We start from the raw sequence: 23,101 nt of genomic DNA on the forward strand, positions 1-23,101 counted from the left end.
GGTTCGCATCCGCCGGATCAGCTCACTTGCCCATGTCGACGCGCCACCAGTCCTTCACGTCGGTCGCTTCCCCGGACCAGAATTCCAGGAGGTCTCCCGGCGCGAGTCCGAGGGCTCGTTCGATCTCGCCGGGCGTGAGGTTGCGCAGGGAGTCGGAGAGCGACCGGGTCAGGTCGAGCCAGTAGCCACGCAGCGTGGATTCGCTCACGAACAGTTGCTTGGCAATCTGGGCGTAGGTCAGCCCGCGGGCCCGGCCGTGCAGGATCTGGCGCTGGCGCTCGCTGAGCAGGGTGATGCTGTCCCGCCGGACCAGAACCTCGAGTATCCCGACGACCGACTGAGGTATGACGGTGCCACCGGCGGCGGCGTTGAGGAGGAGCCGTTCGGCCCGGCGGGTCGGCAGCGCCTTGGAGACGACCCCGCTCGCACCCGCCGCGATGCACGCCGCAAGGACGAAACGGCGCTCCTCCTGGCTGTAGACGCAGACCCGGTAGCCGCAGCGCGTCAGCGCGCGGATCGCGGCGATGCCCTGCCGGACGTCGGGCTGCTGTTCGAGGTTCGCCAGGTGCAGGTCGAGCAGGACCATATCGACCACGGGGCGGAGGCGCACCAACTCCTCCACGGTCGCGACCGCGGCGACGACGTCGAGACCCGGCATGAGTAGGCCGAACGACTCGCGTATCAGCGACGCGTCGTCGACGACCGCCACCGGGGGCCTCATGCCGCCCCCGTGGCGGCGTCGCGGTCCGGACCAACGGCTGCCGGCCCAGGGCCGGACGAGATCGTCACTGTCGTCCCCTCACCCACGGCGGACTCGATCTCGACATCGAGCCCGCGCAGCCGCAGTTCACCCACGACGACCTCGCGCAGCCCGACCCCGGCGGCCACCGACGCCGGGTCGAAGCCGATGCCGTCGTCGCGCACGGTCAGCGTCCAGCTCCCATCCGTGCCCCGGTCGAGGTGGACCACGACTGCCTCTGCCCGGGCGTGCACGCGTACGTTGAGCAACAGGCTCTCGAGCGCACGCTCGAGAGCCTCGGCTTGCGCGGCGGGGAGTTTCAGGTCGGCGCCGAGGTCGAGCAGGGCATCGACGTTCAGGTCGGCGAACCGGTCGCACACCCGCTCGATCATTGCGGCGAGCACCACGGGGGCGTCGGAACCGGCCCCTCCGGCGGGGACGTCTCCGTCCGGCGCCCGACCACGCAGGTAGGAGCGCATCCGCCGCAGTTCCGCCTCGGCCTGGTCGATGAGCCGGGTGCGCGACTGGTCGGTCCCCGGCTCCGTGAGCAGCCGCATGAGGGCGACCCCGTTGTGCATCATCACCTGGGCGCGTCGTTTCTCCTCGCGCCGTGCCAGCTCTGCCGCGCGAGCACGTGAGGCGTCAGCGTCGTGCGCGATGCGGCGCGTGTATCCGAAGAACATGCGGGCGACCAGCGCGTACACCACGTAGGTGAGGACATTGCCGACGGTGGTCGGGATCAGGTCCGCCCCGACTTCGCCGCGGAGATACACCGCGTAGCAGACGATAACGCCGAGGAGGCCGCCCACCCAGTGGGTGCGGCCGCGGACACCGCCAGCCGTGATGATGATCGACAGCGCGTAGGCCGGCTGGAACGCGGCCCAGGTACCCAAGCGTTCTCCCGGCGCCAGCACCAGCGGCCCCAGCACGAGCAACAGGCAGGCCAGCGCGAAGTCCGCTGCCGAACCCGGCCCGCCCAGCGGGCGGCGGCGTACCAGCGTCACCACGCTCACCGCGATGGCCGCGCAGGCCGCGGCGAGCCAGCACGCGAGGTAGGCGACACCATGCGGTGACGTCTCCACTCCGATGTGTACCGCCGGGACCATCTGCGCGACCGTGCCGAGCCGGACCCCCGCGATGAAGTACGAGAACGCCCGCTCGACGCCGGCCCTGGTCGTCGGCAGATCCGCGACCCGCCAGAGCCCGTTCCGTCTGCTCATAGTCCTCCCCGCGTGGCCGACGGCCCCGGGGACCGACGAAACCTTGCGGATTCGTTGGGTCACAGCGAACCCGCGAAACGCGATGATCAGCGTACTTCAGCCGACGGCGCTGGATATCACCAGTTTGTCGGAGAGGACGCGGTAAATGCGACGAGTCCTGGCCCTGCTGACCTCGCTGGGGGTCACCGCTGGCCTGACAGTGGTCGCCGGAGCACCCGCCAGTGGCAACGACACCAAGAACAACGCGGCAACTTTCGTGAACGCGAGCGTGCCGGTGCGGGCCGTGCCGATGTCGGCGGGCACGTTCCGGGTGACCGGGACGGGCCGGTCCGCCCTGGCTCTGGACGACGCGACGATGCAGGACCTGACCACGTACGCCAAGGAGAGCGGACAGGACCTCTCCGCCGTCGTCGCGGCGCACCAGGGTATCCACGAGTTCAGTGCCTACATCACCCGGCTGGAGGAGACCAGGCCGGACACGTTCGTGCGGGCCGGCCTGGCCGCCCCGGGCGGGTCGGCCGGTCACTGGATCCAGTTCACCGCGAAGCCGAGCGCCGAGATCGTCGCCGAGCTGGAGCGTCTACCGGTGAACACCGAGGTGCAGTACGGTGCGCCGGCCAGCTCGAAGGAACTGGCCGACCTGGCCTACGCGCTCACCACGTCCCTGACGGCGCGCACCGACGTCATCCGGTCGGCGGGGACCCGCTACGACTACGAGCGGCGCGTACTGCGCCTCGAGTACGCACCGGTCGGGGGGATCACCCGGACCAGCGCGCTCGACTCGGTCTTCCAGGAGGCGCTGACCGCGGGCACCGTCGGGGGACAGCTCCCCATCGACGTCGTGCTCGAACTCGATGTGGACCAGGTCGGGGTCGTCGAGCGAACCGTCGAGGGCGGGCGGGACCTCAACCTGGCCAACGGCGACGCCGACTGCACCGCGGGGTTCACCGTGGTCCGCTACGGCAACCGGGGTGTGCTGACCGCACGGCACTGCCACAACGCGCTCCGGTACGGCACGCCACGGGGGTCATCAGTACCAACCCGGGCCAGACCCCGAACGACGCGATCGATTTCCAGTTCCACCGGACGCTGACCGAGAATGGTCACTCGACGAACAAGCAGTTCCGGGCGACCAGCCGGCAGTCTGGCGGAGACCGGACGGTGACGGCCGTCGGCAACGCACCGATCAACTCGGCCGTGTGCCATTGGGGCCGGACCAGCGGGTACCGCTGCTCCCACGTCGCCGACACCGACACCTGCCGGACGTTGAGCGGCCATCGGTACTGCGGTCTGGACGTCACCGATGACGATGTCTCGGCGGGTGGTGACAGCGGCGGCCCGTGGTTCTTCGGGAACACCGCCCGGGGCGGCCACAGCGGCGCCTCGGACGGCGTGGCAAGCTACTTCACCCGGATCGGTCGGGTGCGGGTCCACCTCGATGCCACGGTACTGCAGAACTAGAGCTGAGCCGGTCAGTTAGGCGCTGCGGAGCTCCGGTAGCGAGGGTCTGTCCTCCGAGACATCCTCGACACCGGGGCTTCGCTGTCCGCTCAGACCGTCCTGTCTGGCCCGTCCTGTCTGGCCCGCTCAGTCGCGGATCCGGTGCCGGCCGTTGCCGAAGATGGGGCGGCGGCCCGAGCGGTTCCGGAGCCCGAAGACCGCACCCACCTGCGCGCCGACGATGCCGGCCACGGCGATCACCGCCGAGACCGCGAGCGGACGGTTCAGTTCCTCCGCCGCGCTGGCCCGGGAGGCGGTGACCGCGTAGCTGGTGCCGTCGCCGTCACCACCGGACCGCTGGGCGGGCGGCGGGTCGGCGGGCGGCTGCGGACCGGCCGGTGGTTGCGGCCCGTCCGGTTGCCCGGCCTTCGGCGCCGGATCCACGGGTACGGTCTCCGGCCACCCGCCGGGCGGCGGCGGGGTCGCGACCAGGCCGGTGGCGTGCTGGCGTGCGCCCCGGTCCTCGGCGCTCGGGGGCAGGTGCAGCAGTTGGCCCGGCCGGATTCGGTCCGGATCGCGGATCTCGTTGAGCCGGGCCAGTTCCGGATAGCGGTCGAAGTCGCCGAGGTAGCGGCCGGCGATGTGGCCCAGGTAGTCACCCTTCTCCACCCGGTAGACCGGCTCGGGCTGCTCGGCCCGCTCTTCCGGCTCGCCGGCCAACCACTGCGGCGCGGGTCCCGACGCCGGCTCCGCCGCCAGCCAGTGCGGCGCCGGCCCCGAGGCCGGTCCATCCCCGCTGACCGGCTGCCCCCCGTTCACCACCTGCCCCACACCGACCGGCTGCCCGGTGATGCCCAACTGCCCTGCGGCGGCGGGCTGCACCGCCGTCCCCGGTCGGGCCGCCGTTCCCGGCTGGGCCGCTGCCGCCGCCGTCGTTCCGAGGACCGTACTGGCGGCGGTGGCGGCCGGGCTGACCGCCAGGACCAGCGCCACCGAGCCGACCAGGGTGGCGGCCCAGCGTTGCTGGCGGCCGAGTCCGGGCAGCCGGATCGCCGGCCGGCGCAGCATCCGGGCCGGGATCTCGACGAGGACCGAGAGGGCGAAGGTGGCCCAGCCGGCCCAACCGACGACCGCCAGCGCCCGGAGGAAGAGCTGACCATCGTCCCGGCTGGTCAGCGCGGTGCCGATCTCGTCCAACCCCGGCACGTGGTCCGGCAGCGGGTTGCCGGCCAGGGCCAGCAGCGCCAGGGGCGCCCCGACCAGCAGTCCGATCAGGACGATCAACGCCCCGAGCCCGGTGCAGAACTGACCGGCGCGGCGGGCCGCCCGGGATGCAGGCATGACTATGCCCCCTATTCAGCGGTTCGTCGTGGTGAGGAGTGTCGCGGTGGCCGTACCGGGCACCGTGATGTTGTCGGCGAAACCGAACAGGTCGAGGAAGACCGTGTCGTAGTCGAGTTCGAGGGTGACCGTCAGCGTGGAGTTGTCCCCGGCGACCGCGAAGTCCACGTCCCAGCGGTCGACGCCGTCCACGCTCGCGAGGTAGTTGCCGACGGCGGTCCTGGCCGCGGTCTGGTCCAGCAGGGTGGTGCCGTCGAGGAGTAGCTGCCCCAGGTCGATCGCCTGGCCGCCGGCCCGGGCCGCCTCGGCCGCCAGGTTGTCGGCGCGCTGCATCGTGCGGAGCTGGCCGGCGCCGTCGTACGCCAGCCCGATGATCGCGAGTACCCCGATCAGCGCGACCGCGAGAAACAGGCTGACCCGCCCCGCGTCCGGCCCGATCGGGTGAACCGGCCCGACCGGATGACCTGGCCCGATCGGATGACCCGGCCCGACCCCGTTACCGGCGGAGCAGCCCCGGGCGGTCACGAGGCGCCCCGGCCACGGTAGCGGTCCAGTGGGGACGCGAAGGTCGCCTCGACGGTGCTGTACGTCCGTACCCCCGGCAGCAGCGGCATCCGCAGGTCCCGGACGGAGACGTCGCAGGTGACCGTGACGACCACCGAGGCGTCGGTGCCGAGGCCGGTGACGTACACCTCGTCGAAGCCGGCCCGCTGGCCGTTGACCGTACCGGCGAAGTCCAACTCGGGTTCGTCCGAGCAGGCGAGCCCCTCCGCGTCGAGCCGGCTCCGCACCGCCGCCCGTGCCGCGTCCCGCCCCTCGCCCGAGGTACGCGAGATCGAGGCGGCCCGGGCGGCGTCGTGCGCGGCGGCATCGATCGCCTCGTGCGCGACGGCGGTCCGGCCGGCGACGCCGGCCAGCGCGATCAGGGCGAGAAAGGCCGGCGTGAGGATTGCGGTCTCCACCGATACCGAACCCCGGTCCCGGCCGCGCGCTCCGCGCAGCATGCCCGCGCCGGTCACGGCGCCTCCTCGTCGGTGAACCGCTCCACCGTGCCGAAGGCGGTCTCGCTGATCGGCGGCAGCGAGATCAGCGGCACCACCCGGAGCGGCTGCCCGGTGACGGTGGCGCTCACCTGCGCGTCGTCCGGCTCGGGGGCGGTCACCGTGACCTCCCAGCCGACCAGCCAGTCACCGGCCCGCTCCAGGAAGTCCTCGGCGCGCTGCTGCCCCACCCCCGGCTCCGCCTGGTAGGTGCGCTGCGCGCTCACCGCCGACTGGGCGGCGTTGAGCGCGGTGGCCCGGGCGATGAACCAGGAGGCGGTCTGGATCGAGGCGAGCAGCAGGATCAGGATGGCCGGCATCAGCACGGCCAGCTCGACCGGGGTGGCACCCCGATCCCGCTCCGCGCCGGCCAGCCGGTCCACGGGCACGATCCGGCGCCACCGGGCCCCGGCCGTCGTCGCCGGGAGCCGGTACCGGATGCTGCCGCTCGGCCGTGGCACGGATCAGTCCTGCGGCAGTCCAGCGGGGTCGCCGCCGGTGTCCGCGCCGCCGCCCGGCTCCGGAATGGCGTCCATCCAGTCCGCGACGCTGCGTGACACGGCGACGGTCACGGCCAGGGCCGCGGCCACCAGACCAAAGATGATCACCGCGGTCGGGACCGGGCTGTCACCCCGATCCCCCTCACCGGCGCGGCGCAGCTCGGCGATCCGCACGACGAACGCAATGTGCAGGTAGTTGATGATCGACATTGCGGTCTCCCTTCAGTGCAACGGTGGGTCGGGGTCAGATCCGGGCCACGAACGGATAGAGGACGAAGCCGACGAGTACGAAGACCAGCAGCGCGCCCGGCACGTCCAGCCGGCTGGTCACCGCCTCGGCCCGGGCCAGGTTGTCGGTCCGGATCTGGTCGCGCAGCGAGTCGGCCCGGCCCCGCAGCGAGTCGTGCACCTGTGCGCCCTCGGTACCGGAGGACTGCATGATCGCCCCCACGTCACCGAGTTCCGGGATGCCGATCTTCTCCGCCAGTTCCCGTAGCTCGTCCCAGGGCGAGTGCATCTGGAGCTGGGCCAGTCGCAGCGCCTCCCGGATCCGCTCGAAGACCCAGCCGTCGCAGACCTCGGCCGCCCGTTCCAGCGCCTGCACCGGACCGTGCGCGGCCGACAGTTGCAGGGCGACCAGGTCGAGATAGGCGCAGACGGCCTGCCGGAACTCACGCCGGGCCCGTTCCGCCTTCACCAGTACACTCCGGTGCGCCATCAGCACACAGAGCAGCGCGAAGCCGAGCGCGCCGACGGTCGGTACCACGAACGGCAGCCGGATCCCGGCAAGGAAGAGGATCGCGGTCGACACCGCCGGAGTCGCCAGCCCGATCAGGCCGGAGAGCAGCAGCGACAGCGTGTACTGCTCGGGCGACTGCCCGATCAGCGCGAGCTGCCGATGCGGTGGACGCAGCCAGCGGGCCGCCCCGGCGAGCCAGTCGAGGTCGCGGCGGGAAGCCCGGCCCGGCCGGCTCAGCCCGGCCGGCTGGTGCAGCCGGCGCAGCGCCGGACCGAGCGCCGGAGTCGCCGGCAACGCCTCCCGGACCAGCAGGAAGAGTCCCATCCCGACTGCGGCACCGCCGAGTACCCCGAACGTCAGGTGCCAGTTGAGGATCACACCGTCCTCCGGTCCGTTCGCGACTGCGGGGCTCGCGACCCCGGCTCACTCCTCGCGCTCGCTGTGCTGGCTGGCGTTCGCGACTGCGGGGCTCGCGACCCCGGCTCACTCCTCGCGCTCGCTGTGCTGGCTGGCGTTCGCGACTGCGGGGCTCGCGACCCCGGCTCACTCCTCGCGCTCGCTGTGCTGGCTGGCGTTCGCGACTGCGGGGCTCGCAACCCCGGCTCACTCCTCGCGCTCGCTGTGCTGGCTGGCGTTCGCGACTGCGGGGCTCGCAACCCCGGCTCACTCCTCGCGCTCGCTGTGCTGGCTGGCGTTCGCGACTGCGGGGCTCGCAACCCCGGCTCACTCCTCGCGCTCGCTGTGCTGGCTGGCGTTCGCGACTGCGGGGCTCGCAACCCCGGCTCGCTCCTCGCGCTCACCGGAGCGCCTCCTCGCGGTTCGGCGGGGCGAGGAACCGGGCCGGCCGGGGCGGCAGGCTCATCGCGCGTACCCAGGCCAACAGGGCGACGAACGCGGCACCGAGCAGCACCATCACCAACTGCCCGTCCGGCGTACCGTACGGCTCCATGTAGTCCGGGTTCACCAGCCCGTACGCCAGAACCAGCAGGGTCATCCCGGTCAGGAAGCGCACCGCGAACCGGGGTTGCGCCCGCTTCGCCTCCACCTCCCGCCGGGTGACCACCTCGGCCGCCGCCGCCGAGGCGATCGCCCCGAGTACGTCACCGAGCCGCTCGCCCCGGTCGGTCAGGTGCAGGATCAGCGCGGCCACCACCTGGTCGCAGACCGGGTCACCGATCTCCTCGGCGAACGCCAGCAGTGCGGCCCGACCCTGCCAGCCGGCCGCCAGCCTGGCGGCGAGCAGGCGTACCTCCTCGTCGATCTGGTCAGGTGCGGTCGCGACCGTACCGATGATCGCCTGCTGGAGGCCCTGGCCGGTGCCGGCGACGTCCTTCAGCCGGCGGGTCCACTCGCCGATCGCCTCGATCCGGTTGATCGCCCGTCGTTCGGCCCGCCCGGTGCCGAGCAGCCACGGCACGCCGGGCACCGCGACGGCGACCAGCAGGCCGACGACCGGCAGCCCGGTGAGCAGGAACGCCACCGCCCCGGCCAGGGTCGCCCCGACCAGCAGCGTCTGGTGCGCCCGCCGTTCCCGGGCACTCGTCCCGTTGCCGAGCCAGAGCCGGTGCAGCACGGAGTCGCGGCGTGGTCCCGCCGGCCGCTTCGTACCGACCAGCGCGGCGACCACCAGCACCAGCCCGGTCGCGCAGGCGATCCCGGAGAGTACGGCGATCAGCTCGATGTTCGACGGCAGCGTCACCACGCCACCCCCGGACCCGCCGGGCGGCCCGCGACCGGCACCACCGAGGCCGGGCCTGCCGTGCCCGGCGGAGGGATCAAGCCTGACCGCCCGGAGCCGGGCACGGCAGGCCCGGCCCCCACCACGCGCCCCGCGCCGCGAACGTCCACAGCGATCTCTGCCGTCCCCCCGACCTCCCGACCGATTTTCGTCGTGGTCCGGGCTATCCGACCGACCTCCGCCGTGGTCCCGGCTTCCGCCCTGACCGCCGCCGTGCCGGAGTCTCCTGCTCCGGGCCGCCCCGTCGTGCCGGCCGCCCGAGTCATGCCGGCCGCCCGAGCCGACTGTGCCGAGGCCGCCGCCACGCGCCGGTACCCGCCTCGATGTAGCGGGTCAGCAGCCGCGCGTCGTACCCGACCCGGAGCAACTGGTCGCGGACCCGTTCCGGCAGATGGCGGGGGACCGCCCGGCCGTCCGGCCCCGGCCCGAAGACGGTGGTCGTGATGATCCGGTTGCCCTCGCCGACCCCGATGACCTCCTCGACGTGCGAGACGAACCGGTGCTTGCGGCCACCGATGGCGGTCTCGTCTTCGATGGTGACGTAGACGATCAGATCGAGCGCGTTGCCGGCCATCCGGCGGGCCTGCTCGACGGTCATCTCCCGGCCGTGCGACAGCGCCAGCTCGATGATCCGCTCGCTGACCCCGGCCGGGGTACGGGCGTGGATGGTGCACATCGAACCCCGGCTGGTGGTCATCGCCTGGAGCATCGGCACGATCTCCCGGGACCGGACCTCCCCGACGATGATCCGGAGTACCCCCATCCGCAGCGCCACCGGGATCAGGTCGGCGATGGTCACCTCACCCGCTGGCCGGCCGTCCGGCCCCCGGTCGCCGTGCCCCTCCCGGGACTCGAAGCTCATCACCGCCCGGTGCTTGCGTCCCCGCCGGGCGGGCAGCAGCTCCCGGCTCTCCTCCAGCAGCACGTACGGCTCGTCGGCCGGGATCTCGTCCATCATGGCCCGGATCACCGTGGTCTTGCCCGCCCCGGCCAGCCCGGCGACCATGATGTTCAGCCCGGCCCGCATCGCCGCCCGGAGGAAGTCCCGGATCAGTACGTCGAGCATCTCGTCCAGGTCGGCCCGGCCGCCGGAGATGTCGTCGAGGGTCACCTCGATGGTGTTGTGCTTGCGGATCACCGCGTACGGGCGGTGGCTGACCAGGAAGACCGCCGCCAGCCGGCTGCCGTCCGGCAGTTGCAGGTCCAGGGTCGGCTTCGACGTGGAGAGCGACCGCTCGGTGGCACCGGCCCGCCGCGCCGCCGCCTGGAGGATCTCCACCATCTCCTCGTCGCTGTCGGCGATCGGCTCGGCCCAGTCAACGCCACCGTCGCGCCGGGTGATCCGCACCGAGTCACAGCCGAGAATGTGCACCTCTTCGATCGAGTTGTCGACCAGCAGGGTCTGCAACCGGCCCAACCCGACGAGTTCCGCGTTGACCTGGTCGAGCAGCATCCGTTCCTCGGCCGCCGACATCGGGGTACCGGCCCGGCGGGTGGAGTCGGCGTACTCGGCGACCACCGCCACCGCGAGCCGGGCCCGCTCGACGTCCTCCTCCGCGGTGCTGAACTCCCGACCGCGCTGCCAGAGGGTCAGCCGTTCGCTCAGTTCGCGCCGGAGTTCCCGGACCACCGCGAAGTCGAGCCGGGGCCGGGGCGGGGCGGGCGGCGTCACCGGCTGCGGCACCACCGCGTACGGCGGCACCTCGCCACCGCTCGGCAGCGGTACGGGACGGTGCCCGTTGTGCGGGACGACCTGCCAGATCGGAGCGGTGGAGGCGCCGTCCGGGTCGTGCGGACGCGGGTCGGAGTAGACCGGCTCAAACCGCACCCGGCACCCCCTCGATCGCGGCCGGCCAGCCGAGCCGGGCCCGGCGCCGGTCGAGGACCGCCCGGACCGGCACCTCCAGCGCGCTGGCCGCCCGCATCAGCGGCCGGTTGGCGCGTACGGTCCCGCCGTGGCTGAGCACCTCGGCGGTACGCGGGTCGTCCGGTAACTGCGCGACGACCGGCAGCCGGAGCGCCTTGCCCACCTCGCCGCGGCCGTGCTCGCCGCCGATCAGCAGCAGTCGCAGCGTGTCGGCCGGTACCCGGTGTTCGGCGAAGTCCCGCTCGATCGCCCGGATGGTGGCCTGGGCGCTGGACAGGTGCGGCAGCCGGGCGGTGGTGACGACCAGCACGAGATCGGCGGCCCGGAGCAGCGGCCACGGTGGCCCGGCCACCTGGAGCCGTCCACAGTCGACCAGCACGTCGTACGCCGGGCGGCCCTTGGCCAGCCCGGTGAAGAAGTCGGCGAACCGCTGCCAGAGCGGTACGACGCTGCCGGCCTGCGCCGGGTCGACCACGCCGGGCAGCAGCAGCCGTTCCCGCTTGGGCGCGTCGAGGTCGACGAGCTGCGACCAGAACGCCTCTTCCAGGTTGCCGTCCCGCAACTCGCCGACGGCCAGCTCGCCGATGCCCCGGGGCCCGGCCAGCGCCCCGCCGAGATAGCCGGCCAGCACCGATCCGCCGGAGGGGTCGCACTCGGCCAGCACCACCCGGTGGTGCCAGGTGAGCGTGCAGGCGAGCGCGGTGGTGGTGACCCCGGGGGATCCCTTGGCCGAGACGAGGGCGACGATGGCCACGGTCAGGCTGCCGCGTTCAGCACGACCGCGATCCGGTCGCTGGTGGCCAGCGCCACCACTGCCGGGACGTCCTTGGCCGCGAGCGCGAGGTAGAGGACCACCGAGTTGCTGGCCGGGGCGGCCATGTCGATGACGGTGGCCTGGAACCGGGTGGCCGGCGCGGCGGCGGCCCGGGCGTCGTCGCCGGCCGTGCTGAACAGCAGCACCTTGTCGCCGGGGCGGAGCCGCTTCGCGGGTACCTCGCTGGGGCGCAGCCCGACCGAGATCTGCTGCTGCCCGGGGCCGAGCAGCGGCTTGTCGGTGAGCTGCGCCATGGTCAGCAGGGTGCCCGGGGTGAGTGTCACGGTGGCCCGCTTGCCGAGTACCTCGTCGATCCGGTCGGCGGCCACCGGTTCGAGGCCCTGGCCGCCGGCGACCTGTACCGCCACCAGGTCGTCGGCGGTGAGCGCGGTGCCGACCGGTACGGCCCGGGCGACCGCGAGATAGCTGCCGGTGGCGCGTACGGAGGTGATCGCGAACGCGGAGCCGAGCCCGCCGAGCGCGATCAGCAGTACGGCGAGGCCGAGCAGCCCGGGGCGCATCCGGCGTTGCCGGACGATCCGGGGCGGGGTGATCGGCGCGTCGATCGGCGCCCCTGTTGTCGGACTGGTCGCCACGGTCACCTCGTCACCACCTGAAGTTCGTCGATCCGGATCGAGGTCGTGGCGTCGCGGCTGGTGGAGAGGGCGTCCTGGTCACCCTCGCCGGTGCTGCTGCCCCACGGCACCGTCCACTGCTTGACCGCGGTGATCTCGTACCGCCCGCCCTGCTCCGTGCTGCTCGCCCGCGGATAGCCGGGGTACGTACACGCCTCGCGGGGTGGCTGGCGCGGGTCGTGGGTGCCGGCCTTGAACGGGATGCCCGCCCGGGTGCACTCCAGCGTCTCGCCGTTGCCCATCCGCCAGACGATCTTCGTCGGGATCGCCTCGATCCAGACCGTCACGTCGCCCTCGACGTCCGTCCTCCGCTCGGGTTCCCAACTCGACGCGTCGTAGAGCCACACCGGCACGCCGACCAGCCCGGGCGCACCGCTCGGCGCGGTCCGGATCTCCGGCGGGTCCAGCGTCAGGTTGGCGAACAGGTCCAGGGCCATCTGCTCGGGGTCCGGCGGCGCGAATCCGGCCGGCGGGTCGGTCAGATGAACTATCTCGGAACTCCCCGCCGCGCTACAGGTCCGCAGGTACGCGGTCTTCCCCGGCTCGACGTCCGCCAGCGGCTCGGCCCGCTTGTAGTAGCAGTCGTCGGCGCTGTTGAACCAGCCGAGCACGTCGTCGTAGCAGGGCACCACCGTGCCGTCGTCCTTCTCGCAGACCCGGTCCCCGCCGCCGGAGCCGCCGCCGTCACCGGAGCCCGAACCGCCACCGTCGCCGTCGCCCGGCTCGCCGGGCAGCTGCTCCCAGACGTTGCAGTTGCCCTGCCCCGGCGGGCACTCCGCGACCGGGTCGGCTGCGGCGGGACCGCCGGGCACCACCAGCGCGACGGCCAACACCAGCCCGGTCACGGCACCGGTCGCGAACGCCCGCCGGGTCAGCACGGCTGGTCCTCGTGCGACGCGCCGACGTTGATCAGCCAGCGACCGTCGGGATAGCGGGTGGCGGTCGCGGTGGCGAGGTGCCGGCCACTGGCCGAACCGGGGACCACCTTCTTGTCCTTCTTGTAGACCAGCCGGTAGCCGGTGGCGTCGATGCAGTCCTGGATCGAGACGGTGGCCGGGTCGGAGTCGAGGTCGACCGCGGTGACCGTCGGATTGGAGACGAGCTTTCCGGTACGCATCGCGCCGTGCTCCTTCGCGTCGCGAATGGTGAGCCTGACCCGGGTCAGTAGTGGATCGGCGAGATATTTCCGCAGTTGCGGATCAAGCGGATCGCCGGTCAGCTCCGCTTTGCGGACGGCGGCCAGATAGCCGGCATAGGCGGCGAGTGCGGATTTCTCCGCCTCGGCGGCCCGGGCGTCGGCGCTGGCGGCCGGCTCGGGTCCGGTGCCGCGTGGCGCGGCGCTGCCCGGCCGGTTGCCGCAGCCGGTGCCGACGACGAGCAGCGCCACCGCGAGTAGGGCGCTCCAGAGGTACGCCGGTTGCCGCGTTCGCAACGGTGCCTCCTCCTGCTGCGCCGCTGACCGCCCACCTGAGCGGAGTTGACCGGGTTACTCCCGCCGATCCGATCTGTCGGCGGTGACGTGGGCACGGCCGCTCCGCCCCGAAGGCCCTCGACCGGGCCCGGCGCCGCTGCATCCACATTCGGGTGAGTCGATCTAGATTCTGGGTGTGGTATTGCCAATCGATCTTTTTGTTGCCTGTTGGTCGACGGTTGCGCGCCGTCCAGATGGCGAGCATAGGCTCACCGCTGACGATACAACAGGGGCTATTTGAGAGAATACGTACGGTTACGATCTCTGTTGGCGACCGACGTCTCGATCATAAGATGTCGATCGATGGTGCACATTTGATCAATAGTTGGCGGGCGGGATGGAGCCGCCGCCCCTTCCGTTCCGATTGTGCCGGCCCGGTGGAGCGAAATGCCATGGATGACGATGATCTGACAGCTTCCGTACCGGGGGTTCCGGGTGGCCGTGCCGGGATCGCCGGGCCGCCGCGACGGCGGGATCCGGCCGCTGCCCGCTCGGTGGACGGCCACTCGCCGGACCAGGGAAGATCCGAAGATTGCGATCATGAAGTTACTCTGCGTACCCAGGGTCGGCCCGGATCCCGCTGGCCGGCCCGGGGCCTCGCGCTGCTCTGTGTCGCCCCGGCGCTGCGCTGGCTCGTCGCCGCCGAGTCGGTGCCGTACGGCCGGCCGCGCCGGTCCGGCTGCGACCACTGTGGTACCCCGATCGGCCTGGCCGGTCCACTGCGTCCGCTCACCCCATCGGCCCGGTGCGCCGGCTGCGGCGGCAGGGTCGGCGCGGCACCGCTGGCCGTCGAGACCGCCCTGCTCCTCGCGGTGGCCGCGGTGGTCGTGGCGGCCCGGTCGCCGATCGAGTCGATCGCGTTCGGCTGGTGGGCGGCGTGCGCCGTGCCGCTGCTCTTCGTCGACGTCGCCGTACACCGGCTGCCGGACCGGCTCAGCTACGCCGCCGCGGCCGGCACCCTGGGCCTGCTCGGCGTGGCGGCTCTGGTCGCCGGCGACCCGTCGGCCTGGTGGCGGGCCGTACTGGCCGGGCTCGGAGCGGCCCTGTTCCTCGCCGGCACCACCCTGCTGCTCGGCCGCCGGGGCTTCGGACTCGGCGACGCCAAGCTGGCGCTGAGCGCTGTCGCGGTACTCGGCTGGCTCGGCTGGCCGGCGGTGGTGCTCGGCGCGCTGCTCACCTTCGGCGCCTCGGCGCTGTGCGGGCTGGCCCTGCTCGCCACCCGCCGGATCGGCTGGGGCGGCCACCTTCCGTTCGGCCCGTTCCTGGTCCTCGGCACCCTGGGGACCCTGGCTCTGAGCTGACCTCTGCCGTGCGGGTCGACCCGGGCGGCTGGACCGGTGCCGCCGACCGGCTGCACCGGCCGACCAGCCGAAACGTCTCATCCGGACGGTGGGCGCGTGGCCGGATGGCCGGTCGAGCTTTCTGACCGATCACTCGACCGACCGGCCAGCACACCGCCGCAAAGGCCCCGCAACCGGGCACAGCCTCGGGCACCGGGGGTGAGCAGGAGATCAACCGGTACGACGTGCCCGGTCGAGGGCCGGTACCGTACGGCGGTCATCAGGTCTTCGATCTTGTAATTCGGGGGAACCATGAAGCTGCGTACCCGGCGCGTGCTGGCCCGGGCCGGCGCGAGCGGCCTGGCGTTGTTCGCCAGCGGCGCGATGATTGCCGTCGGCGGTGCGGCCCACGCGGACGCCGGTGCCGACCTGGAGTTGACCGTGTCGTCCGGCTCCGTCGCGATCGGCGAGCCGCTGGCCACGCACCGGGCGACGACGTTGAACAAGGGCCCGGGCGACGCCGTGGGCTGGCAGTTCGAGTACGACCTCAGCGGCCTCGACGACAGCGTGGTGACGGTCGGCGACCGCCTGCACCTCGGCTGCGAACTGGCCGGTGAGAAGATCCGCTGCTCCACCGTGGGCCTGGCCCAGGGACACAGCCTCGCCCAGCCCACTCCGTTCACCCTGACGAAGGTGCCCGGCAAGCACGGCAGTGCCGGCTTCTACACGGTCACGGCGGTCTCGGAGACGGACCCCGACCAGACGAACAACTCGGCGAAGGTCGAGGTGGAGGTCCCGGCGATCGGGGTGGACCTGGCGGTCTACGCCGAGGACGTCCACCAGGTCACCGAGGAGGGTGAGTTCACCGACCGGCCCGTGCCGCCGGGCGGCCGTACCCTGACCTTCGGCGTGGTCGGCAACTTCGGTGACACGATCGCCAGGGGCATCAAGGTCCGGGTCACCCTGCCGCAGTACCTGACCTTCGACGAGGTCGAGCCGGGCTGCGCGTACTCGGCCGGCAACCGGACGGTCACCTGCGACTACGACCAGATCACGCTGGTACCGGCCGACCAGGACACCGACGATTCCGACGACGTCATCTCCGCCGTCGGAATCGTCTTCCCGGTGAAGGTCGCCGAGGACGCACCCGGTCCGGTCGTCGCCCGGGGCGGCGAGATGTTCAGCAGCGCCCTCGCCGTCGAGGACGGGGTCGACCCGGCCTCGGTGGCCCGGAGCCGGAGCACCGGGCTGCCGGAAGGTGCCACGGGGATGTCCGCGAAGCAGCTCGACGACGCCGACCCGGCCGACAACACCGACACGTTCCGGGCGCACATCGGGGCGCCGGCCGGTGACGGTGGTGGCGGTGGTGTCGGTGGAGGCCTTCCGGTGACCGGCGTCCAGGCCGGGCTGATCGGTGGCGTCGGAGCCGGCGTGGTGCTGCTCGGCGGGGCGCTGTTCCTGCTCGCCCGGCGTCGCCGGGTCGTACTGGTGAATCCGGGCGACGAGAAGACGGTCTCCTGACCGGTCGTGGGATCTCCGGGCGGGGCGGCGAAGCCCTCCCGCCCGGAGACCGCAACGGGTGGAACGGGCCGGGCCCGCCCGGTCAGCCCGTCGAGCGGGCGGCCGACCGGCCGGCCCGGTAGGCGCGCATCTTGGCCCGGCTGCCGCAGATGCTCATCGTGCACCAGCGGCCCCGGCCGGCCGGGCTGTGGTCGTAGTACACCCACTGGCAGCGGTGTGCCGCGCAGGCTTTCAGCCGCGACCAGGTGCCGGCGGTGGCGGCGTTCAGGATCGCGGCCGCCACGCCGGCGATGAGCGCCGCCGACCCGCCGAGCCCGGCCACCGGGACCGCCCGCGCCGCGCCGGTGCCGTCGATGGTGAGCAGCAGCGGTGACGTGGCGAGGGTGTAGCGCAGCGCGGCGGCGGACGCGGCCGGCACCTCGCTGCCGGCATGCCCCCGGCAGGCGTCCCGCAACGCCTCCCGGAACCGCCTCGTCTCGGTCACGTCGGAGTCGGTGAAGCTGAGTCCGGTCGTGCCGTGCGCGGCGGCGAAGGCGGTGAGTTCGGCGATCGTACGCAGCCGGTCGCGGCCCGCCTCGATATCGACGGTGTTCAACAGATCCTGCACCAGTGCCAGCGGTCCGGGTGCGGGGGCACGGTCACCGGGCTGCCTCATGGCGCCACCGTACGCATCCGGCGCCAGATACGGAAACGCCTGTCGATATGTTTCGCGCCGTCGAGTCCGGGACGACTCCTTCGGCCGTTATCGCGTGGCGCAGTCGGCGGGCAGTGGACCGAGGGTGTCCACGCCCTCAGGCACCCCGTCGTCGCAGCTCAACGTCGTACGCAACCGGTCGACCCGGCAGCGTACGGCGTCCAGCAGTCGGACCGACTCGGCCACCCGGTTCCGCTCGGTGGGGCTGGCCCGGACCAGCAGTTCGGCGACCTGCCGGTGCTGCCCGTCGAGAAAGGCGTCCACCGAGTCCAGCGCCGCCCGGTCCCGCCGCCGGACGGCCGAGGTGGTGAGCAGTCGACTGCCCTGCCGGATGTCGTCGTCCACGCCGTCCAGCAGGGCGCCGAGGTCCTCCCCGGTGTCGCGGTGGGCGCTCGCCTCGTCCAGCCGGGACCGCGCGATCCCGAGGAGCAGCCGGCCCCGGTTCGGCTCCGAGGCGGCCGGCTCCGGTTGGACCGGTGCGACGGAGCGGTCCAGCGCGTACGCCGGGCGGGCCGGGCGGGTGCTCCCGTCGCCGGCCGCAAGCGCGGAGACGGCGATCGTGACGACGCCGAGGCCGGCCACGACCGCGTCCCGGCCCCGGGCCCGTCTCCACCGCCGGTCGCGGCGGCCCTCGGCGTTCCGCCCGACCCGCCCCGTCACGACGATCCGGGGTCCGCTCCGTACCGCACCGCCGGGCGTACCCGGTGCGCCGTCGGCTCCGGCCATCGTGACCGCCGCTCCGCCGACGATCGTCAGCAGCATGCTCCGCAGCCGGGCGTCCGAGTCCGGCGTGAGCAGCGAACCCTGGTCAACCTTCCCGTGCGGTCCGCCGTGGCCGCAGGTGGGAGCCGGGGGTTCGGGTGGAGACAGGTTCGGCGGTGGCGGGCAGCCGATCGGGTGCTGTGGGCACGGCCCACCATCGATGCTGGACCGCGTGGTCGGGATGGCCCGGAGCTGGAGCCCGAGCACGATGAGCCGGTCGGCACCGTGTACGACGCCCCGGCCGGCGACCGACCCGCTGTCCTCGCCGTCGCCCCGGAAGAGATCGGGCGGGCTGGGGCGGAGCAGCTTGCGCAGCAGGTACCGGGCCCGGTGCACCCACCGCCGCGTCACGTCCGGCCAGGGCGGTGGCGGACCGGGCGGCAGCAGCCGGGTGAGCGCGCGGACGGCGCGGCGCTGTACGGCCCGGACCCGGCTCTCGGTCTGCCCCGTCGCCCGCGCGGTCTCCGCCACGGAGAGAGCCTGGAGGAACCGGAGGACGAGGCAGTCCCGCTGCTCGGGGTCGAGTCGCCGGACCGCGGCCAACAGGGGACCGTTCACCAGCTCCGCGCCGCCGTCCCGGGCCGGGTGGTCCGGGTCGTCGACCGGCGGCAGCGGCCGGTCGCCCGGAGGGTGGTCGGCCAACACCTGCCGGGCGGTGCCGATCAGCAGGGCGCCCAGCTCGCGGTCGGGACCGGTGAAGGTGTCGATCCGGTGCAGCACCCGGCGTACGGCGGTCGAGGTCAGCTCGTCGGCGAGCCGCCGGTCGCCGACCCGGTAGTAGACGAACCGGAAGACGGTGTCCAGATACCGGTCGACGACCAGGTGGTACGCCTCCGGCACGCCCACCCGGACCGGGTCGGGCGGGGGCACCGGCGGCCGGTCCGGGGCGACGGCGACCGGCCGGGCGGCGACCGGGAGCGGGGCGGCGGGGCTCGCCGCGCGCAGGTCGGCGTACCGGTCCTCGGCGGTGGCCAGTTTCTCGCGCAGCCGTACGGACTCCGGATGGGTCGCGGGCAGCCGGGCGGTCAGGTGCTGGCCGGCCAGCTCCATCACCTCGATCGCCGACTCCACCAGGTCGAGCCGTCGGCGCCGCATCGCCAGCGCGAACTGGGTCTCGGCGAGGTCCCGCAACTCCTCGGCGGTACGCGGCGGATCGGTGGCGGACCGCTCGATCGCCTGGATGGCGCTGGCTTCCGCGCTGGCCAGCAGGTCGGCCGGCCACTCCGCCGGCCGCTCGGTGCTGATCGCGGCGGTCAGCGCGGCGGTCGCGTGCCGGGCGGCCCGGCCGGACTCGCCGGTCTCCAGGCAGAGGACGGCCAGGTTGGCGTGCAGTTTCGCGCTGGTCACCGAGAGCCGGTCGGTGGTGCGCAGGGCCAGGTCGAGCAGGAGCGCCGCCCGGTCCCGGTCGCCCCGGGCCGCCGCCAGGATCGCCCGGACGTTCTCGGTGGCCAGCCAGGCGTCGCTGCCCCGGGTGGTCCGCCAGGCCGCCCAGTCGAGCAGCCGCCCGGCCTCGGTGTGCAGGCCGAGCCGGGTGAGCAGCATCGCGAGCCGGTGCACGGCACCCGGGTTCCGCTTCGCGTCGAAGGCGGCCAGCGAGGTCACCGTCGGCCGGAGCAGGTCGAGCCCGGCCCGTCCCCGGTTCGGCCGCCGCAACGCCGCCTCGGCCTCCGCGATGGCCCGGGGCAGCAGTTCGTCGAGTACGAGTTCGTCAGATGCGGATTCGGTCACGGTTGCTCCTGGCGATCCAGTACCGGAGGGTCCGGTCCAGGACCTTGTGCAGAAAACGGCGGGCCTTCCGGCGTCCCAGCAGGCCCCGGCTGATCATGCGGTCGAGTTGGTCGCCCATCACGTTGAGTTCCCGGAGTTCCTGGGTCAGCGCGACCGGTTCGGCGTCGGACGCCCGTTGCAGCGCCCGGGTGTTCTCCTGGGCCAGTCGCCGGGCGTCGGCGAGGACGTCGAGTTCGGCGAGGGCGTACTCGGCCTGCACCGCGATCAGCACGTTGGTGGCGTCTCCGGAACGGTTCCACTTCGGTGCCTGCTCGACGAGCATGCCGAGTACGACCGGCGGGCCGGGCTCGTCGGACGGGCGCGGTACCCGCTCGACCGGACCGCCGCTGTAGCCGTGGTAGTCGCCGAGTTCCTGTTCGACCTTGAGTTCGAGGGCGGCGATCTCGCCGCCACCGGCGCACCGGTGCCGAAGGTCGGCGTTGAGTACCGAGCCCGTCAACCGGTGCGGGCTGGCCTCGGGTCGGCCGGGTGCCACCCATCCGTCGTTGTCCGTGGCCCTGGCCAGGACCGGCCGGACCACCTCCCGGGGCGGCGGGCCGGTGACGCAGATCAGGCCGAGGTCGTCCCGCTCGGCGATCCGCACCACCCGCCCGTCGACCGTTTCGCTGCCGGCCAGGGTCATCCGGACCGGCTCGTCCTCGGCCAGCCTGGAGAGGCAGTGCCCGGCGGTGATCACCCAGTGGCTGCTGACCAGGAACCCGACGGTGTATCCCGGTGGTGCGTCGGGCTTGTCGCGCGGGCGGATCCTGACCAGGTACGAGTTCCGCGACTCCACGACGGCTCAGGTGCGTTCGATGGTCAGGGTGACCTCGAACGAGACCTCCGCCGACGCGCGCGTGACCACGACACCGCCGCTGGTGGCGAGGGTGAGCCCGAAGGTCGAGGTCACGCTCGACACCCGGAATCCGGTGTCGTCGGGTTCGGTGTCCACCGACTCGCGCAGCATCCGGGAGATGTCCCGGACGGCGGTGCCGATCTCGTCGGCGCGCTCCTGTAGCAGGGTCGTGAGCCGGCGACTCGGCCCGATCTGGCGGAGATCGGCGTCGTCCGTCGGGAAGACCTCGACTCTGACCGTTGTGTTCGACATGTATTCCGTCCGGTGACAGGGGGACACTCGGGCCGCTGCGGCGGGCGTACGCCGGACGGCAAGAGTCCTAACGAGACATCGATGCGGCGGAGACGCTGTCGAATGGTGTATCGGCGGGTCTTATCGGGATTTTTGCAGGTCTATCCGGTGAGACTGGGCGCGTGATTCACGTCACAGGGCGGGTCGGAGCGAGGTCGGGTCGCTCAGCCGGTGGGTGAGCGCGGTGTGCCGGCGGCCGGTGCCGGCGGTGCGCACCGCGATGGCCAGCGCCTTGCGCGACCCGGCCAGCACCACCAGCTTCCTGGCCCGGGTCACCGCCGTGTAGAGCAGGTTCCGTTGCAGCATCGTGTAGGAACTCATCGTTACCGGTATCACCACCGCCGGATACTCGCTGCCCTGCGACCGGTGCACCGTGATGGCGTACGCGTGTTGCAGCTCGTCGAGCTCGTCGAAGTCGTACCCGATCTCCTCGGCCTCGTCGGTGCGGACAGTGAGCTTCCGGTCCTCCACCGACAGCTCGGTGACCACCCCGACGGTGCCGTTGAAGACCCCGGCGGCGCCCTTGTCGTAGTTGTTCCTGATCTGGATGACCTTGTCGCCGACCCGGAAGACCCGGGCGCCGTGCCGGCGCTCCGGCTGCCCCTCCCGGTACGGCGAGATCGCCTGTTGCAGCGCGGTGTTCAGGCTGCCGGCGCCGGCCGGTCCCCGGTGCATCGGGGTGAGCACCTGGATGTCCCGGGGACGCAGGCCGAACTTGCGCGGCACCCGGCGGGCGACGATGTCCACCACCAGCTCGGCGGTGGCCTCCGGCTCGTCCACCGGAAAGAGGAAGAAGTCGGGATATTCGCCGAGCAGCGGCGCCTGGCCGGCATTGATCCGGTGCGCGTTGACCACCACTCCGGACTTCTGCGCCTGCCGGAAGATCTTCGTCAACCGGACCCGGGGGATCGACTCGGCGCCCAGTACGTCCCGGAGCACCTCGCCGGCACCGACCGAGGGCAACTGGTCGACGTCGCCGACCAGCAGCAGGTGCGCGCCGGGCGCGACCGCCTTGACGAGCTTGTTCGCCAGGATCAGGTCGAGCATCGACGCCTCGTCCACCACCACCAGGTCGGCGTCGATCGGGTTGTCCCGGTCGTGTGTCGGGTCGCCGCCGGGCCGCAGTTGCAGCAGCCGGTGCACGGTCGCGGCCGGATGCCCGGTCAGTTCCGTCATCCGTTTCGCGGCCCGGCCGGTCGGCGCGGCCAGCACGATCTTCGCGCCCTTGGCGGCGGCGAGTTTGATCACCGAGGAGACGGTGAACGACTTGCCGCAGCCGGGTCCGCCGGTCAGCACCGCGACCTTCGAGGTCAGCGCGAGCCGGACCGCGGCCTCCTGCTCCGGGGCCAGGTCGGCACCGGTCCGGGTACGCAGCCAGGCCAGCGCCTTCGCCCAGTCCACTCCGGCGAACGCCGGCATCCGGTCGTCGCGGTGGTGCAGCAGCCGGAGCAGACTCGCCGCGAGGGCCGACTCGGCCCGGTGGAACGGCACCAGGTATACCGCCGGAATGGTGGCGCCCTCGGCACTCGGGTTCGGCACCGCCTCCCGGACCACGCCCTCGTCGGCGGCGAGGTCGGCCAGGCAGTCCCGGACCAGCTCGACGGGGACCCCGAGGATCTCGGCGGCGTCCGCCACCAGGTTCGGTTCGGGCAGGTAGCAGTGCCCGGCGTCGGCGGCCTCGGAGAGGGTGTACTGGATGCCGGCCCGGACCCGTTGCGGGCTGTCGTGCGGGATGCCGACGCCCCGGGCGATGGTGTCGGCGGTCTTGAAGCCGATCCCCCAGACGTCGGCGGCCAACCGGTACGGCTCGTTGCGGACGATCGAGATCGACCCGTCGCCGTACTTCTTGTAGATGCGTACGGCCAGCGAGGTGGAGACGCCGACGCCCTGGAGGAAGACCATCACCTCCTTGATGGACTGCTGCTCGACCCAGGCGGCGGCGATCAGCTTCGTCCGCTTCGGACCGAGCCCGGGGACCTCGACCAGCCGCCCGACCTCCTCCTCGATCACCCGCAGGGTGTCGATGCCGAAGTGCGCGACGATCCGTTCGGCCATCTTCGGCCCGATTCCCTTGATCAGCCCCGAGCCGAGGTACCGCTCGATGCCCTGCACCGTCGCCGGCAGTACCGTCGTGTACGACTGCACCTCGAACTGCCGCCCGTACTTCGGGTGCGAACTCCAGCGCCCGACCAGCCGTACGCTCTCGCCGGGCTGTACCCCGAGCAGCGAGCCGACCACGGTGAGCAGGTCGGGTCCGGTGCGCTCGGTGGCGAACCGGGCGATGGTGTAGCCGGTCTCCTCGTTGGCGTAGGTGATCCGTTCCAGCACCGCCTCCAGCACCACCCCGCCCGGCCGGTCGGTGGGGTGGCGTTCGGCGGTCGGCGCC

The 23,101-nt window shown here is 72.7% G+C and carries 23 protein-coding genes; 4 read left to right on the forward strand and 19 right to left on the reverse strand.

Annotation, left to right across the window (positions count from 1 at the left end; all coding sequences use genetic code 11):
• Nucleotides 1-22: 22 nt before the first annotated feature.
• Together ACQEVC_RS10310 and ACQEVC_RS10315 are read right to left on the reverse strand one after the other, a co-directional pair.
• Entirely contained in the window at nucleotides 23-709 is a 687-nt protein-coding gene (locus ACQEVC_RS10310; RefSeq protein WP_432875599.1) for a LuxR C-terminal-related transcriptional regulator, read from the reverse strand.
• 8 nt (nucleotides 710-717) lie between these two features.
• The gene (locus tag ACQEVC_RS10315) at nucleotides 718-1,845 is read right to left on the reverse strand and encodes a sensor histidine kinase (RefSeq protein ID WP_432875602.1); all 1,128 of its coding nucleotides are present in this window, start codon (nucleotides 1,843-1,845) and stop codon (nucleotides 718-720) included.
• A gap of 259 nt (nucleotides 1,846-2,104) precedes the next feature.
• Here ACQEVC_RS10315 and ACQEVC_RS10320 point away from each other — a divergent pair, with 259 nt between their 5' ends.
• Nucleotides 2,105-3,052 carry a hypothetical protein gene (locus ACQEVC_RS10320; RefSeq protein WP_432875604.1) on the forward strand — a complete coding sequence of 316 codons (948 nt, stop codon included), beginning with the start codon at nucleotides 2,105-2,107 and terminating at the stop codon, nucleotides 3,050-3,052.
• 68 nt (nucleotides 3,053-3,120) lie between these two features.
• Nucleotides 3,121-3,420 carry a hypothetical protein gene (locus tag ACQEVC_RS10325; protein ID WP_432875607.1) on the forward strand — a complete coding sequence of 100 codons (300 nt, stop codon included), beginning with the start codon at nucleotides 3,121-3,123 and terminating at the stop codon, nucleotides 3,418-3,420.
• 126 nt (nucleotides 3,421-3,546) lie between these two features.
• Here the strand turns inward: ACQEVC_RS10325 and ACQEVC_RS10330 are convergent, their stop codons facing one another.
• The 12 genes from ACQEVC_RS10330 to ACQEVC_RS10385 all read right to left on the reverse strand — a co-directional run bounded on the left by ACQEVC_RS10330 (nucleotide 3,547) and on the right by ACQEVC_RS10385 (nucleotide 13,505).
• Entirely contained in the window at nucleotides 3,547-4,740 is a 1,194-nt protein-coding gene (locus ACQEVC_RS10330) for a LysM peptidoglycan-binding domain-containing protein (RefSeq protein ID WP_432875610.1), read from the reverse strand.
• A 15-nt stretch (nucleotides 4,741-4,755) separates the two neighbouring features.
• Nucleotides 4,756-5,265 carry a pilus assembly protein TadG-related protein gene (locus ACQEVC_RS10335; RefSeq protein ID WP_432875612.1) on the reverse strand — a complete coding sequence of 170 codons (510 nt, stop codon included), beginning with the start codon at nucleotides 5,263-5,265 and terminating at the stop codon, nucleotides 4,756-4,758.
• A complete protein-coding gene (locus ACQEVC_RS10340) occupies nucleotides 5,262-5,741 on the reverse strand; it encodes a TadE/TadG family type IV pilus assembly protein (RefSeq protein ID WP_432891260.1) in 480 nt (159 codons plus the stop codon). Before ACQEVC_RS10340 ends, ACQEVC_RS10335 begins: the two co-directional genes overlap by 4 nt.
• Nucleotides 5,742-5,755: 14 nt before the next feature.
• Nucleotides 5,756-6,172, reverse strand: coding sequence for a TadE/TadG family type IV pilus assembly protein (locus tag ACQEVC_RS10345; RefSeq protein WP_432891263.1), 417 nt, complete (start codon nucleotides 6,170-6,172; stop codon nucleotides 5,756-5,758).
• A gap of 72 nt (nucleotides 6,173-6,244) precedes the next feature.
• Nucleotides 6,245-6,490, reverse strand: a complete 246-nt coding sequence (locus ACQEVC_RS10350; RefSeq protein WP_432875615.1) for a hypothetical protein — start codon at nucleotides 6,488-6,490, stop codon at nucleotides 6,245-6,247.
• Between the two features lie 34 nt (nucleotides 6,491-6,524).
• Nucleotides 6,525-7,394 carry a type II secretion system F family protein gene (locus ACQEVC_RS10355; RefSeq protein WP_432891266.1) on the reverse strand — a complete coding sequence of 290 codons (870 nt, stop codon included), beginning with the start codon at nucleotides 7,392-7,394 and terminating at the stop codon, nucleotides 6,525-6,527.
• Between the two features lie 421 nt (nucleotides 7,395-7,815).
• On the reverse strand, nucleotides 7,816-8,712 hold the full coding sequence (locus ACQEVC_RS10360; RefSeq protein ID WP_432891269.1) for a type II secretion system F family protein: 897 nt from the start codon (nucleotides 8,710-8,712) through the stop codon (nucleotides 7,816-7,818).
• A gap of 307 nt (nucleotides 8,713-9,019) precedes the next feature.
• Nucleotides 9,020-10,585: a CpaF family protein gene (locus ACQEVC_RS10365; protein ID WP_432875618.1), complete on the reverse strand. Its 1,566-nt coding sequence runs from the start codon at nucleotides 10,583-10,585 to the stop codon at nucleotides 9,020-9,022.
• Nucleotides 10,575-11,378 (reverse strand): ParA family protein, encoded by an 804-nt coding sequence (locus tag ACQEVC_RS10370; protein ID WP_432875621.1) that lies wholly within the window; start codon nucleotides 11,376-11,378, stop codon nucleotides 10,575-10,577. The genes ACQEVC_RS10365 and ACQEVC_RS10370 overlap by 11 nt, the downstream gene beginning before the upstream one ends.
• Before the next feature lie 2 nt (nucleotides 11,379-11,380).
• On the reverse strand, nucleotides 11,381-12,040 hold the full coding sequence (locus ACQEVC_RS10375; protein WP_432875624.1) for an SAF domain-containing protein: 660 nt from the start codon (nucleotides 12,038-12,040) through the stop codon (nucleotides 11,381-11,383).
• Entirely contained in the window at nucleotides 12,037-12,951 is a 915-nt protein-coding gene (locus tag ACQEVC_RS10380) for a hypothetical protein (protein ID WP_432875627.1), read from the reverse strand. The genes ACQEVC_RS10375 and ACQEVC_RS10380 overlap by 4 nt, the downstream gene beginning before the upstream one ends.
• The gene (locus ACQEVC_RS10385; protein ID WP_432875630.1) at nucleotides 12,945-13,505 is read right to left on the reverse strand and encodes a hypothetical protein; all 561 of its coding nucleotides are present in this window, start codon (nucleotides 13,503-13,505) and stop codon (nucleotides 12,945-12,947) included. Before ACQEVC_RS10385 ends, ACQEVC_RS10380 begins: the two co-directional genes overlap by 7 nt.
• A gap of 431 nt (nucleotides 13,506-13,936) precedes the next feature.
• Here ACQEVC_RS10385 and ACQEVC_RS10390 point away from each other — a divergent pair, with 431 nt between their 5' ends.
• A complete protein-coding gene (locus ACQEVC_RS10390) occupies nucleotides 13,937-14,845 on the forward strand; it encodes a prepilin peptidase (protein WP_432875633.1) in 909 nt (302 codons plus the stop codon).
• 291 nt (nucleotides 14,846-15,136) lie between these two features.
• Complete coding sequence (locus ACQEVC_RS10395; RefSeq protein ID WP_432875635.1) at nucleotides 15,137-16,345, forward strand: LPXTG cell wall anchor domain-containing protein; 1,209 nt, start codon at nucleotides 15,137-15,139, stop codon at nucleotides 16,343-16,345.
• An 82-nt stretch (nucleotides 16,346-16,427) separates the two neighbouring features.
• Here ACQEVC_RS10395 and ACQEVC_RS10400 read toward each other — a convergent pair whose 3' ends face one another.
• From ACQEVC_RS10400 to recD2, 5 genes are all read right to left on the reverse strand, one after another.
• Nucleotides 16,428-17,000, reverse strand: a complete 573-nt coding sequence (locus ACQEVC_RS10400) for a CGNR zinc finger domain-containing protein (RefSeq protein WP_318399058.1) — start codon at nucleotides 16,998-17,000, stop codon at nucleotides 16,428-16,430.
• A gap of 87 nt (nucleotides 17,001-17,087) precedes the next feature.
• Nucleotides 17,088-19,529 carry an RNA polymerase sigma factor gene (locus tag ACQEVC_RS10405; protein ID WP_432875639.1) on the reverse strand — a complete coding sequence of 814 codons (2,442 nt, stop codon included), beginning with the start codon at nucleotides 19,527-19,529 and terminating at the stop codon, nucleotides 17,088-17,090.
• Nucleotides 19,510-20,364, reverse strand: a complete 855-nt coding sequence (locus ACQEVC_RS10410) for a trypsin-like peptidase domain-containing protein (protein WP_432875643.1) — start codon at nucleotides 20,362-20,364, stop codon at nucleotides 19,510-19,512. Before ACQEVC_RS10410 ends, ACQEVC_RS10405 begins: the two co-directional genes overlap by 20 nt.
• Before the next feature lie 6 nt (nucleotides 20,365-20,370).
• Nucleotides 20,371-20,676 (reverse strand): CU044_2847 family protein, encoded by a 306-nt coding sequence (locus ACQEVC_RS10415; protein WP_432875646.1) that lies wholly within the window; start codon nucleotides 20,674-20,676, stop codon nucleotides 20,371-20,373.
• A gap of 171 nt (nucleotides 20,677-20,847) precedes the next feature.
• On the reverse strand, nucleotides 20,848-23,058 hold the full coding sequence (gene recD2, locus ACQEVC_RS10420; RefSeq protein WP_432891272.1) for an SF1B family DNA helicase RecD2: 2,211 nt from the start codon (nucleotides 23,056-23,058) through the stop codon (nucleotides 20,848-20,850).
• Nucleotides 23,059-23,101 lie beyond the last annotated feature (43 nt).

The organism is Plantactinospora sp. CA-294935, assembly GCF_050936445.1.
In the GTDB taxonomy this organism is placed as follows: domain Bacteria; phylum Actinomycetota; class Actinomycetes; order Mycobacteriales; family Micromonosporaceae; genus Plantactinospora.

Bases quoted from the DNA above. Each gene is read 5' to 3' on its own strand.
- ACQEVC_RS10400 (WP_318399058.1), bottom strand. From the start codon at position 17,000: ATGAGGCAGCCCGGTGACCGTGCCCCCGCACCCGGACCGCTGGCACTG.
- ACQEVC_RS10415 (WP_432875646.1), bottom strand. From the start codon at position 20,676: ATGTCGAACACAACGGTCAGAGTCGAGGTCTTCCCGACGGACGACGCC.
- ACQEVC_RS10315 (WP_432875602.1), bottom strand. From the start codon at position 1,845: ATGGTCCCGGCGGTACACATCGGAGTGGAGACGTCACCGCATGGTGTC.
- ACQEVC_RS10330 (WP_432875610.1), bottom strand. From the start codon at position 4,740: ATGCCTGCATCCCGGGCGGCCCGCCGCGCCGGTCAGTTCTGCACCGGG.
- ACQEVC_RS10395 (WP_432875635.1), top strand. From the start codon at position 15,137: ATGAAGCTGCGTACCCGGCGCGTGCTGGCCCGGGCCGGCGCGAGCGGC.
- ACQEVC_RS10390 (WP_432875633.1), top strand. From the start codon at position 13,937: ATGGATGACGATGATCTGACAGCTTCCGTACCGGGGGTTCCGGGTGGC.
- ACQEVC_RS10320 (WP_432875604.1), top strand. From the start codon at position 2,105: ATGCGACGAGTCCTGGCCCTGCTGACCTCGCTGGGGGTCACCGCTGGC.
- ACQEVC_RS10350 (WP_432875615.1), bottom strand. From the start codon at position 6,490: ATGTCGATCATCAACTACCTGCACATTGCGTTCGTCGTGCGGATCGCC.